The organism is Clostridium lundense DSM 17049 (genome assembly GCF_000619945.1).
GTDB lineage: Bacteria > Bacillota > Clostridia > Clostridiales > Clostridiaceae > Clostridium_AO > Clostridium_AO lundense.
Genome location: NZ_JHVC01000009.1, coordinates 82,410 through 95,127, shown reverse-complemented (window position 1 = coordinate 95,127; position 12,718 = coordinate 82,410). Strand labels below are relative to the sequence as shown.

Genomic DNA, 12,718 nt, shown 5'->3' with positions numbered 1-12,718 from the left:
GTTCAAACTCCTTTTATAGATCTACCCCCATCTCCTTTAAAAGAAAATATAGCTTATTTAACGGAAGCCCTACAACATTATAATAGCATCCATTAATTTTTTCAACAAAAATTCCTCCATAACCCTGTATTCCATAAGCACCAGCTTTATCCATCGGCTCGCCAGATTCTATATACTTTAATATTAAATCATCCGGTATATTAGAAAACTTTACCTCTGTACAAACATATTCTGTAATTATTTTTTTATTATACGTATTGTAAATTGCTATGCCTGAATAAACCTGATGAATTTTTCCACTTAACGATTTGAGCATATCAAAGGCTTCTGATTTATCCTTAGGTTTCCCTAAAACCTTATTATCTAAAAAAACTACAGTATCAGAAGCTATAATAATATCTTCATGTGTATTTAGATTTGAGGCTACATTTAAAGCTTTTCCTTTAGCTAAATCCACTACATATGAGCCACAATCACCTTGGAATTCAATTTTGTTTTCATCAAAATTACTAACTACAATTTGAAAATTATCTACAATTCTCTTGAGTAATTCTTTTCGTCTTTCGGAAGCAGACGCTAAAATAATATTCATTTTTTTCACTTCCTATACTAACTATTTAGTATTCTTGCCATAATTATACAAAATATAGCTTTATTGCCACATTTTCCATACATATAATTATTCACAATTCTATGTCTTTTATAGTTTATCATTTAATAAATTGTTAAACAAGTATATATAATATATTGTTAATAATTTTTTTATAAATAAATTCATTCCAATAATAAATAAAAGAAAAAATTAGAGATTTATGTAGATAAATCTCTAACTTTTCTATAAAATAATCATTCTATTATATATTTTTCCTAGCTCAATTTTTTCAATAAATTATATAAAAATACATAATTTTCAGAAGCCTTATCTTTAGTTGTTTCATCTGGAAGTTTATTTACTCTATCCTTTAATTCATTTAACAATTTAATATTTTTATCCTTATCTTTAGCTCCCTTAAGAGAAGCACACCAAGTTTTTAATTCTTTGGTTTGTATGGATTTAACCTTAGCTTCAGATAATTTATTAATTACTTGTGTATAAGCATTAATTATTTCAACGATTTCCAAATCACATACATCTTCACATTTTACTTCAAAAACTATTTTTGAATTTTCTATTTTCTTATCATTTAACATTTTAGTTATCTTTTCACTTTGCTCTTCTGTATATATTCCTAAAAGAATTCTTTTACAATCTTTTTCTGGTATAATAAAAGGATTTCCAAAAGCACTTATTTTTTTAATTGATTCATTAGCATATGCTTCATTTTGATACATCCCCTGCTGAACTGCTATATACTTTATCTTTTTTCCCTTTGCTGGAACTACTGCTTTTGTATTTTTATCTACATTACTTTTATTATCATTTTTGCTTTCAGTAGGTTTTGCTTGTTTTTCTTCTATATACTCTACTTCTTTAATATTCGATGAAGTCTTAGACTGTTTATCTTTTATAAATATTTTAGAAAATAAACTTCCTAATATAAGTGATAATATTAATATTACTATAATCATAATAAAAAACACAAAATTATTTTTCCTTTTTCTTTTCAGATCATACCTAGTATATTTAATTTTTATCACCTCCGCTAATGATTATTTTACCTTACTTTAATAATATTTTATAACTTTACTATTTATGATAAAAAGTTGCCACACAACTTTTTATATATGTATTCTAAAAAAAATACCCAACTTAATTAAAAGTTGGGATAAAAACTATTTTAGTATTCTTCTAGCTCCAGCGTATCTAGAGCTATAATAGCTTCCTGAAAGTTCGCTAATTGTTACTTTTCCACTTCCTGATGAAGCATGGATAAATTGTCCTCCACCTATATAAATACCAACATGTGATACACTTTCATAAGTGTTAAAGAAAACTAAATCTCCTGGCAGAAGATTATCTTTTGATACTGATTGTCCTACTCCAAACTGAGAACCAGTATAGTGATCTAAACTTACACCAAATGAACTGTATACGTATGCAGTGAACCCTGAGCAATCGAATGATGATGGACCTGAAGCCCCCCAAACATAAGGCTTGCCTAAAAACTTATAGGAATATGATACTATATCGCTTCTTCCACTGCTACCTCTACTTACCGATGTTTTTGATTTAGATGCACTTGAATCATTAGTTTTCTTAGGAGTTACTATTACTTTATCTGTTTTCACGCTAGCAGAACGCACAACTGTTTTAGTATTAGAATTCTTAATAGTAGCGTCAGCCTTTACATGGTTCACTTTGTTTGAACCAAACATCAATATTGAGAATATAAACAGACTAAATAACATAATTTTTTGTTTTGCCAGTTTCATTTTTTTCCACCTTTCTTGCTTCCGAAGTTAGCTGCCGGGTTCGGGAGAAGGTTCCCCTACTTAACTATCCTTAATACATTAGTTAAGATTAACCCCAAATATTGGTTCCTCCGTACCTAAGCAATATCTTAGGATTCAGCCATTATTATTATAATTTAACTATATGCCAAAAGTCAATAAAATTTAATAGATTTTTTAAAATTAGCACTTTTTTCTGAAACTTTTACCAACTTTATTACGTATTAATAAGTTTAGACCTTACTTTATTGAAAGCAAAATAGTAATTAACAAGTTAACAATTTATTAACTTGTTAATTACTATTTACACTCTAAATTGCCATTTAATATCCAAGTTCTTTACCAACAATAATAACCTTAATTCTTCCCTTAGTTCTTTGTCTTTTCATAACTACATAATCACAACAAATTCTATCTTCACTATTACAATCCATACAATAACCTATTTTTGCACAAGGAGTATTTTTGTTTAATCTTTTTGCATTAATAGGTGAAGCAATTCTTTCTAATCTTTCTTCTCCTTCTTTTAAATCTTTTACAATCTTATTTACACCAACAATAATAATAACCTGATCTGGTCCATATATCATAGCAGCTACTCTATTGCCATTTCCATCTATATTATATATTTCTCCCTGCTCTGTTATAGCGTTACTACTTGATAAATACGTATCAGCAAAGAAAGTTTGTCTGTATATATTTTTTACTTGTTCAGGAGTTAAACCTTCTTCATATCTATCTAAAAATTTGTATTTTCCACTTCTTAAAAATTCTATAATACCTGCTTCAAATAAAGTCATAGATCCTCCTACAGATACTGTTGAATCTTCCTTTATTAACTCACATAATTTATTCTTTAATTCATCTTCGTCACTTACATAATAAGCTTCCATATTATTATTTTGTAAAGCTTTAATAGTTCTTTCTACCCTTTTTTCTAAATTCCATAAAACATTTTTATCCATCATATCACCCTATCCTTCTTTTTTAAAATAATCATATCTATGTCTTTTCCATCTATATTGTAATAGTTTTTAGAAATTCTCAACACTTCATATCCATTGTTCTTCCAAAAACTCATTCCATTATAACGTTTACCCATAATAGTAGAATAAAAATACTTCACACCATACTCATTTTTAACATATGTCATAAATTCTTGAAGAGCTTTACTACCAATTCCCTTATTTCTTACGTCTTTTCCAAGAAAAAAACACCATATCCAAGCTTCCGCATCATTTTTAAATTCCAATCTTCCTTTTAACACACCTATTAATTTATCTTCTCTGTATATCTTTAAAAAAAATTCATTTTCACTTATATAACATTCTAAAAACCTTTCATATAATTCTTTTAATTCCATGGAATTGTCTCTTTTATTTTTCATATAAAAACTTTGTAGATTAATCCAGTTATGCAAAGTTAGGATATCTTCTTTTTGGATATTGGATATAGTAATATCATCAAAGGCTACTTTTATATTTAACATAAATTCACCTCACTTTACCTCACTTTATTTATTTTTATTCTACAACTTTTATAAAAATCCTCTTATTTCCCTTCAATTGTATATTAGCTTTAAAATCATTCCAAATATAATTTTTTTATTTATAAAACATCTTTATTAATTTGCTTATATCTAATATAATATAATTTACTAATCGGTATTTTAATGTACTATATTACATTTTTAAACATTATACATCATCATAATTGTGTCGAAATATTACCTATATGGAGGATTTTATATGAATAAATTTACTATTATGACCGATTCTTGTTGTGACTTACCTATAGATTTTATAGAGAGAAACAATATTCCATTTGTTAGTTTGACATGTAATTTTAATGAAAAAGAATACTATGATGACTTTGGTAAAAGTTTATCTTCTGAGGATTTCTTTAATAAAATTAGACAAGGTGAAATTCCTAAAACTTCTCAGCCAAGTAGCCAAATTATATATGAAAAATTTAAAGAACTCGCCCTATTTGGAAACGATATCATCTATATTTGTGTATCCTCTGGATTAAGTGGAACTTTAAATAGTGCAAATATTGCTAAATCTGCTATAGGTGAAGAATTCCCTAATACAAAAATTTATATAGTAGATATTTTAACTTCTTCTCTTGGACAAGGATTGATGGTAATAAAAGCAGAAGAAATGCGAAAAAATGGGGCATCCTTTGAAGAAATAATAGATTATCTTGAGAATATAAAACAATATTTAAATACTTATATTACAGTAGATGATTTAAGTTTTCTAAAAAATGGTGGAAGAATATCTTCTACTGCTGCAATACTAGGTACTGTTCTTCACATAAAACCTATACTTACATTAAATCATGAAGGTAGAGTAATTCCTGTTCTTAAAGTAAAGGGCAGAAAAAAATCTATAAATACATTAGCAGATATAGTTAAAGAAAGAATTGAAAATCCAGAAAATGAGACAATTTCTATTTGTCATGGTGATTGCTTAGATGGAGCTTTATCACTTAAAAATGCAATACTAGAAAAAGTAAAAATTAAAGATGTCTTAATTAACAATATAGGCCCTGTGGTTGGATCTTATAGTGGCCCTAATGCTTTAGCAGTATTTTTTATAGGGAAACATAGACAACATCATATGATCAAAAATTAATAAAAAATATAGATTTTTTTCATAGCATAAAGTATAGATTAGTCTTTTTACAGTAAAAAGTAAACACTAAAAAGCAAAGGATAATTTTTCTTCGTTTAAATTATCACGAAAATTTTTTTAGTCTAAACTTTTCATAATAAAACGATAAAAATTATCCTTAACTATTCACTAAAAAGTTAGCTTGTTAAAGAATTACTATTGGAAATTTTTTGACTCTTATACTTATACCAAACAAACTTTATAGATGTATAATCAACCTGATCTGGTAGCGCCTCTTTTATTGGTTTTAATTTATTACCACCTACGCTCTTTATTGCATCTACTATTATTTCTTCATATTCTTTTTTAATAAAATTATCTACATTAATGTCCATACCTTCAGTTAGACATTTAAACAAATGCTCTTCTATTGTTGTTTTGCTTAAATCTCTTTCTTTAGCAATTTCCTCTATACCTTTTCCTTCTTTATATAAATTATATGTAAGTATATGAGTTTTAATTTTATTTTCCTTAGGTAGAATGCTTGTTTTATCATCTACAATTTCATTTTTTATTTCTATATTATTTTCCTTAGCATATTTAGTAATTGCATCTATAAATTTTTCTCCATAAACCTCAGCTTTTCTCTCTCCTATTCCTTTAATTCTTAACAGCGACTCTTTATCTCTTGGCATATATTGACTTAGTTCTTTTAATGTGGAATCATGGAAAATCATAAACGGAGGAATTCCTTCCTCTTGTGATATCTCTTTTCTTAAATCTTTTAAAATATTTAACAATGTGTTATCTTCATTTACTACTTTCTTTACTTTTGTAACTTTCATAAATACAGATTCTTTACCCTTTAATACATTAAAAGATTTAGGTTTTAATTTTACTACTGGATACATGTCATCTGTTGTTAATAAATAATCATCTGCTATTAATTTATTTATTAAAGCTACTATATTCTTTTGAGAAAACTCTTTCATTATTCCATAGGTAGAAAGCTCATCTAACCCTAAAGTTAAAACCTTTTTATTTTTTGATCCTTTAAGCACATCTGCTATCATATTTGTTCCAAAACGTTCTTTCATCCTATATACACATGAGAATATCTTTTGAGCTTCTATAGTAATATCCTTTTCTTCTCTATCATCATTACAATTACTACAATTATTACATTTCTCCCTAACATCTTTTTCACCGAAATATTCTAATATATAAGCTCTTAAGCATTTTGAAGTATAACAATAATCTACCATAGCTCTTAATTTATTGTATTCATAATTTTTTCTATCCTGTGGTAAATAACCTTCATCTATAAAATACTTTTGAGTTTGTATATCCTGTGGTGAAAACAGTAGTATACATTCACTTTCTTCTCCATCTCTTCCCGCACGACCTGCTTCTTGATAGTAAGCCTCCATATTTTTAGGAATATTATAATGAATAACAAACCTTACATTAGATTTATCAATTCCCATACCAAATGCATTGGTTGCAACTATTATATCTATATTATCAAATGAGAAATCATCTTGAACCCTTTTTCTCTCTTTATCACTTAATCCAGCATGGTATACGCCTGCCTTGTACCCTTTAAGATTCAACTTATTATATATACCTTCCGCTTCTCTTCTAGTAGAAGTATAGATTATACCAATCTTTCCTTTATTGCTTTCCAAATAATCATATATAAATTTGTCTTTATTTTCTCCTTTTATAACTGTAAAGCTTAAATTTTTTCTATCAAATCCTGTTATAAAAATTTGAGGATTTTGTAAAGCCAAAAGATTTAATATATCATTTCTAACAACCTCTGTAGCTGTAGCCGTAAATGCTGAAACTATTGGTCTGTGTTCTAAACTATTAATAAAAGAAGTAATTCTTGTATAACTAGGTCTAAAATCATGTCCCCACTGAGAAACACAGTGAGCTTCATCTACTGCTACCATTGAAATATGTAAATTATTTAAACTCTCACAAAAACTTTCTGATTCTAATCTTTCTGGCGCAACATAAATCAGCTTATATATGCCCTGTCTAGCATTATGAAGTGTTTCATTTATCTCTAAATTGTTTAATGAACTATTAATATAAGCAGCCTCTATCCCTAATGCCTTCAATGAATCCACTTGATCCTTCATAAGTGAAATAAGTGGTGATATTACTATGGTAACTCCCTGTAAAAGCAAAGCAGGTATTTGATAACATATGGATTTTCCCGCTCCTGTTGGCATAATAGCTAAAGTATCATCTTTATCTAAAATACCTTCTATAACTTTTTCTTGTGCTCCCCTAAATTCATCATATCCAAAATATTTCTTCAAAACCTGTTTGGCAGCTTCTACTGACATGCATATCTCTCCTTTACTATTTTTCCATAAACAGAATTCTTGGCTTCAGGGGGAGTTTTTTCTCACACTGAAGCTTAGATAGTTATCCATGGACGTAGCCGCTCTTTACTTCCACTTTGAATAAGATGGGAGTATTAGAGCGGGTAGTCATCGGATGAACCTATGTACCATTATACCCTAAAAACATAGTTATTTTCACTATATACTAAAGAATAATTACATCTTAGTTCATCTTGTATTATTAAATGTAAATAATATATAATTATTATATTAGGAGCATATAGACGGGAGAGGATAAAATGTTTAATGATAATTATAAACCTACAGATGACACAACTTGGCAGGGAAGAATAGACAGCGATAGTAATTTTGATGCTTTTAGATGGCATCAATGGATTAAAAATATTGATTTAAGAGATGAAAATTTAGTTCCCTTTACTGGCAAATTAGGTTTTGCCTTTATCGGTTTTTGCTGCGATGAAGGGGTTAGACGTAATAGAGGTAGAATAGGAGCTGCTAATGGTCCTCTAAGTATTAGAAAAGAAATGAGTAATTTACCATGCTGTTTTTCACAAGAGGTTAAACTTTTTGATGCAGGAAATGTATTTTGCGAAAATATAACTTTAGAAGAAAGCCAAGCTCTACTTTCAAAAGCAGTAGATAAGATTTTAAGTTTAAACCTATTCCCAATAGTATTAGGCGGTGGTCATGAAACTACCTTTGGACACTATAATGGTGTTTTAAGTCATTTGTCAAAAGATGAACCTAAACCAAATATAGGTATAATAAATTTTGATGCTCATTTTGATCTTAGACCTTATCCAAATGGGGGAAGTTCAGGAACTATGTTTAGACAAATATCAGATATATGTAAGGAACGTGATTTAGACTATTCATATTTGTGTATGGGCGTTCAAAAACATAGTAATACTGTTGATTTATTCAAAACTGCAGATAGATTAGGCGCAGAATATATATTAGCAAAAGACATTTCAAATGGAGATACATGGTCAGTATTAGAAAAGTTAGATCACTTTATAAAACATCAAGATCATATTTATATTACTATTTGTTCTGATGTATTCACCTCAGCCTTTGCACCTGGAGTAAGTGCAACTCAATCATTAGGTTTAAACCCAGAAACAGTATTAAAATTTATCAAATACATATTAAGATCTAATAAAGTGGTTAGCTTTGATATAGCAGAAGTTTCACCAAGATTTGACCAGGATAATACTACTGCAAACTTAGCTGCAGTAATAATCTTTTCATTAATTGATACTATATCAGAAATACACAACTTATCTATTGAATATTTAAGATAAATCTTATTTGAATAATAATAAATATTATTGAAATTTATCCGACGGCTACCATCCGTAACACTCCCATCACACTCTGTGAAAGCGATTCACACAAAATCAAAGATTTTAGTTCTCTGCTTTTCTTTAGGTGGGAGATATAAGAACTCTTGAGCTTCAGCGATTTAGAGTTCTTATGCTGTGCATAACAGCTGACACGCCCCTGGATAAGTTCTTCTAAGACTCAGATGAAGAAAGGTATTCCTCATAAACAAACTCCACCTGAGTCTAAGAATCACTTGATGTTAAAAAGTTATTTACAACATTTCCATTATATGATATTATTATAATGTAATTAAAGTAAATTTTGTTTAAGGAGGTAGAGTTATGTTAAACTTCAATTTTTTATCAACAGATTCAACTAATTTAATAAAAATTATTGATAACTCTGCCATAAGTGTCTTTTAAATACTTACTTTATGCTTTTATGTCCATGGGTTATCATAACCCATGGCTTTTTATTTTTAATATTTTGTTTTGATATTGAAAAAGCCGTGGAACTTCCACGGCTTTTTTTATATAAAAAATGTGAAAGGAGAGATGTATGATGAGTAACACAAAAATTAACTTAACACACAACACTATATTGGGAGGTGATATGCATGCTTATGTTCGGTGTACCTAATTTAGATTATTATGTAAACTCTTTTGATAGCAGTAAATATAATAATAATATTAAATTATACTGCAAAAATGAGGGTTTTCATTTAGAATATTTTAAAACATTATTATCTTTAATTTTAAGGAAATAATTATAAATACAAAAAAGCTATGTCAAAGTTTTATTTTGACATAGCCTTTTATCTTTTAAAAATTTCATTTCAAACTAGCAATTACCTAATCCAAAGGTTTGGGTATATCCGTTCCCTTTCTTTCTTCTATAGATAAATTCAACTGTGCCCCATACTTTTCTTTAAATTCTTTAAGCTTATTTTCGGCTTCTTCATAAGATTTATAAATTCCAGTTTCCATACAGAAGGTGCCTTTTGAATCTTTAAGCATTCTTATCCCTTTTTCATTATATAAAATTTCTTCTACCTGACCAATTCCCTCACCAAATGGCTGAGAAGCAGTTCTTATAGAATACATAGTTTCGTCTTTAGCATTATCCTCTTTTAAATTAACTTCTAAATAGGCAGGTTCTTTATATTCCTTCACTTCATATTTTACAGGCTCTTTTAATACCACTGTAAATCTAACCATAGAGTCATCAAGAGTCATAAGCTTATATACATCTGATATATACTTGCTCTTTTTTAAATCTTCAAAATAACTTTCAGCATTTAACTTCCTTGCCCCACTTATAGTAAAAGTGAGAGTATAAGGATTAGTATTATATTCCACTTTATAGCTTGGTGATATAGTTGCAGCTTTTTCATTCTTTGCAAAATTAATTAATATACTTTCACTGTTTTTATAACTTTTAATCCTTATAAGATTTACATCAGCTCCATCTGTTACCTTTCCACCATTTCCTTCTCCATTATTAAACTGAAGAATTTTAACCAACCTCCCTACCCCTGGAACACTAATTAAAGTATTAGCAAACACAGGCATAGTATTTATACCTATTGTTGCTGCAATAATTATGGCTGCTGCAATTCCGCTGCCCTTTAACCATCTTCTATTCCCCTTTTTCATTTTACCTTCTCCTTTCCTTAGAGCGCTATTAACCGCTTCATCTAAATTTTCAGGAATCTCTATATCATCATAAATTTTCTTTAAGTCATCTATCTTATTATTCATCTAAATCCACCTCCTTAAGACTTATCTTTAGTTTTTCTAGTGCACGGTATAATTGTGTCTTAACTGTGCTAATAGGTAAATCTAAAACTTCTGCAATTTCACTTAAGGTCATATCTTCAAAATACTTCAATATTATTACAGTTTTATATTTTACATCTAGTTTTTCAAGTTCTCTTTTCAAATCTATTACTTCTTCATTATTACAATTTGTATAAGTATCTTTAATATAGCTTTCATCCATATACACAACTTTTTTATGCTTTCTTAAATGATTTATAGAATAATTTATAGTAATTCTAATTATCCAAGTATTAAAGTATTCTGGTTTCTTTAAATCTTTTATAGATATTAATGCTTTATAAATAACATCCTGAACTATGTCCAAAGCATCCTCAACATTATTTACATAGCTATAAGCTATTTTATAAATTTGTTCTTTTCTTTCCTGTATTAGTATACTAAAACTTTCTTTATCACCTTTTATTGCTTTTTGTACTATATCTACCAGTGTTATCACTTCCTTACAGCTTAAAATCATAGACCTATATAAATCAAACTTAACTATTAACTACCTGGCTTCATCAATTAGACAAACCATCTTCTTAAAAAGTTTCATTTAAATAAAACTTTTTAAGAAAATTAAAAAAGAGAGATATTTCTATCTCTCTTTGTGTTTACTAGTTAAAATCCAAAATACCGTCACCCTAATTTTGACACCTATCTTCCGATAGGTGGGTGTTCTCACAGATGTTTCTATCGCCTTCAATGCCATATAGAGGTCTCACAAGAAAGTACATATCACCATCTAAATGTTGAACTCCCTTTTCTGTAATGTAGGTTCAAAATTTAGAGCCCGCGCATATTTCAGAAATTATTCAATTTTGCTACAATTGTATTTTATCAAATATTATTAAAATTTGCAATAGTTATTTTTTGGTGCGAAAGACGGGACTTGAACCCGTACGGTCTCCCACACGCCCCTCAAACGTGCGCGTCTGCCATTCCGCCACTCTCGCATTACAATATTATTATACTATCCTATGTAATATTGTCAATAACTATTTACTGTATAAAAATCTATAAATATTATAACTTACCTTTACCTTCTTTACATACTTATCTGTTTCCTTAAAAGGAATGTAGTGAAGATTTTTTCCATCCTTAGAATGCTCAGTTTCGCTTAACCATTTTTGCACGTTCCCTCTTCCACCATTGTATGCAGCTAAAACTAAATCCATGTTGCCACCAAACTCTTTCTTTAAATCATCTAGATACCAACACCCCATGGAAATGTTATATTCTGGCTGAAAAAGTTTATCTACCTGAAAATCCTTTAGTTTCATTTGCTCTGCAATCCAAATTCCTGTACTTGATGTGATCTGCATAAGTCCATAAGCATTTTTACAGGATACTGCATTAGAATTAAAATTACTTTCTGTTTTTATTACCGCCGCCACAAAATACGGATCTAAATCATATTTTTTAGCATAATTATATATTAATTGTGAATGCTTCATAGGGTATACTTTTTTTAGCATAGATGGTACTCCATTGTAAATTACTACCGCTATGAGTACAAATATTATAATTTTTCTTAGCTTCCTCACCTTTCTTTCCCACTCCCCCTATAAGCCATTGATTAGACTAATTAATCTATGGACTTGTTCTTCTGTTTCTTTTAATGTACATGTATTATCTACTACAAAATCAGCCACTTTTCTTTTTTCATCTAAAGACATTTGAGAATTTATTCTTTTTATTACTTCATCTTCACTAAATCTATCTCTTCCCTTTACCCTTTTAATTTGGGTACTTTTATCTGCCCATACTAAAACTACAAAGTCCATATCTTTATGAATATTTTGCTCTATTAAAGTTGGAGCATCTAAAACACACACCTTTTCACCCTTTATTTCATATTCATGAAAAGAACTAAATATTTCTTCTTTTATATATGGTATTATCATATCTTCATATTTTTTTCTTCTAGCCTCGGATGAAAAAATATAGTTTCCAAATTCTCTTCTTCTTAAACTTCTATCAGAATTAATAAATTCTTTTCCAAATTCTTCTTCAATCTCTTTTATAATACTTGGATATTTATTTAACACCTGTCTAGCAATTATGTCTGCATCTATTATAGGTATTCCTTTTTCCCTTAACATTTTAGATACCGTACTTTTACCGCTGCCAATTCCTCCTGTTAAACCTACTTTTAACATTTTTCCATTTGTAGTCCTTA

At 28.6% G+C, this 12,718-nt stretch carries 12 protein-coding genes, 1 tRNA gene, 1 other RNA gene and 1 riboswitch; of the genes, 2 read left to right on the top strand and 12 right to left on the bottom strand.

Annotated elements, in window-relative coordinates; all coding sequences use genetic code 11:
* Positions 1-13: 13 nt before the first annotated feature.
* The 5 genes from T514_RS0111965 to T514_RS0111945 all read right to left on the bottom strand — a co-directional run bounded on the left by T514_RS0111965 (position 14) and on the right by T514_RS0111945 (position 3,880).
* The gene (locus tag T514_RS0111965; RefSeq protein ID WP_027624985.1) at positions 14-592 is read right to left on the bottom strand and encodes a Maf-like protein; all 579 of its coding nucleotides are present in this window, start codon (positions 590-592) and stop codon (positions 14-16) included.
* 275 nt (positions 593-867) lie between these two features.
* On the bottom strand, positions 868-1,569 hold the full coding sequence (locus T514_RS0111960; RefSeq protein ID WP_156939898.1) for a hypothetical protein: 702 nt from the start codon (positions 1,567-1,569) through the stop codon (positions 868-870).
* Positions 1,570-1,773: 204 nt separating this feature from the next.
* Positions 1,774-2,373, bottom strand: coding sequence for a C40 family peptidase (locus T514_RS0111955; protein WP_027624983.1), 600 nt, complete (start codon positions 2,371-2,373; stop codon positions 1,774-1,776).
* 1 nt (position 2,374) lies between these two features.
* Positions 2,375-2,524, bottom strand: a riboswitch (cyclic di-AMP (ydaO/yuaA leader).
* A 190-nt stretch (positions 2,525-2,714) separates the two neighbouring features.
* The gene (locus T514_RS0111950) at positions 2,715-3,356 is read right to left on the bottom strand and encodes a lactate utilization protein (protein ID WP_027624982.1); all 642 of its coding nucleotides are present in this window, start codon (positions 3,354-3,356) and stop codon (positions 2,715-2,717) included.
* Positions 3,356-3,880 (bottom strand): GNAT family N-acetyltransferase, encoded by a 525-nt coding sequence (locus tag T514_RS0111945; protein ID WP_027624981.1) that lies wholly within the window; start codon positions 3,878-3,880, stop codon positions 3,356-3,358. Before T514_RS0111945 ends, T514_RS0111950 begins: the two co-directional genes overlap by 1 nt.
* A 259-nt stretch (positions 3,881-4,139) precedes the next feature.
* Between T514_RS0111945 and T514_RS0111940 the strand changes: the two genes are divergently transcribed.
* A complete protein-coding gene (locus T514_RS0111940; RefSeq protein ID WP_027624980.1) occupies positions 4,140-5,030 on the top strand; it encodes a DegV family protein in 891 nt (296 codons plus the stop codon).
* 176 nt (positions 5,031-5,206) lie between these two features.
* Here T514_RS0111940 and recQ read toward each other — a convergent pair whose 3' ends face one another.
* The gene (recQ, locus tag T514_RS0111935; protein ID WP_034868985.1) at positions 5,207-7,369 is read right to left on the bottom strand and encodes a DNA helicase RecQ; all 2,163 of its coding nucleotides are present in this window, start codon (positions 7,367-7,369) and stop codon (positions 5,207-5,209) included.
* Positions 7,370-7,668: 299 nt separating this feature from the next.
* Between recQ and hutG the strand changes: the two genes are divergently transcribed.
* Positions 7,669-8,694, top strand: a complete 1,026-nt coding sequence (hutG, locus tag T514_RS0111930; RefSeq protein ID WP_027624978.1) for a formimidoylglutamase — start codon at positions 7,669-7,671, stop codon at positions 8,692-8,694.
* 873 nt (positions 8,695-9,567) lie between these two features.
* On the opposite strand, the gene T514_RS0111915 is transcribed toward hutG, so the two are convergent.
* The 6 genes from T514_RS0111915 to coaE form a co-directional block, all read right to left on the bottom strand.
* Positions 9,568-10,476, bottom strand: coding sequence for a hypothetical protein (locus tag T514_RS0111915; protein ID WP_027624977.1), 909 nt, complete (start codon positions 10,474-10,476; stop codon positions 9,568-9,570).
* Positions 10,469-11,014: a sigma-70 family RNA polymerase sigma factor gene (locus T514_RS0111910; RefSeq protein ID WP_084284523.1), complete on the bottom strand. Its 546-nt coding sequence runs from the start codon at positions 11,012-11,014 to the stop codon at positions 10,469-10,471. The genes T514_RS0111915 and T514_RS0111910 overlap by 8 nt, the downstream gene beginning before the upstream one ends.
* 143 nt (positions 11,015-11,157) lie before the next feature.
* A non-coding RNA gene (gene ssrS / locus T514_RS26150) (6S RNA) lies at positions 11,158-11,350 on the bottom strand.
* 60 nt (positions 11,351-11,410) lie between these two features.
* Positions 11,411-11,492: transfer RNA gene (locus T514_RS0111905), tRNA-Leu, on the bottom strand.
* Positions 11,493-11,534: 42 nt separating this feature from the next.
* Entirely contained in the window at positions 11,535-12,083 is a 549-nt protein-coding gene (locus T514_RS0111900) for a lytic transglycosylase domain-containing protein (protein WP_027624975.1), read from the bottom strand.
* An 18-nt stretch (positions 12,084-12,101) separates the two neighbouring features.
* Positions 12,102-12,698 carry a dephospho-CoA kinase gene (coaE, locus tag T514_RS0111895; protein ID WP_027624974.1) on the bottom strand — a complete coding sequence of 199 codons (597 nt, stop codon included), beginning with the start codon at positions 12,696-12,698 and terminating at the stop codon, positions 12,102-12,104.
* Positions 12,699-12,718 lie beyond the last annotated feature (20 nt).